This is a genomic window from Staphylococcus sp. EG-SA-17, from assembly GCF_017151845.1.
GTDB lineage: Bacteria > Bacillota > Bacilli > Staphylococcales > Staphylococcaceae > Staphylococcus > Staphylococcus aureus.
The window spans coordinates 1-252 of sequence record NZ_JACVZO010000148.1 but is presented as its reverse complement, the minus strand read 5'-3'; the positions used below and the strand labels follow the sequence as shown (position 1 = coordinate 252).

The following is a 252-nucleotide window of genomic DNA, read 5'->3' as shown; positions in this document are numbered from 1 at the left end:
TAATAAGGAATCCGTTTTGACGTAACCACTCAAATAATCTGCGTTGCCCGATGTTTACACCGTTTTGTTTAATGATCTTTGCTAACTCTCCAACTAAAATTGATGTCTTAGTAGTAGCTACTGCATCCGCAAATACAATCTTTGGTTTGTCGCGTTCAATCTTTGTTTCTAATTGATTGATTGTGTTGTTAGCAATTTTTAAAGCACGTTGCATAATCATTTCTGGGCTATTCCAAGCTTTTTCAACTTGGA

1 protein-coding gene is annotated in these 252 nt (G+C 35.7%); it reads right to left on the bottom strand.

Annotation, left to right across the window (positions count from 1 at the left end; genetic code table 11):
• Window positions 1–252: phage antirepressor KilAC domain-containing protein (locus IDG65_RS14490; protein ID WP_206174264.1), on the bottom strand; the 252-nt coding region annotated here is incomplete at both ends.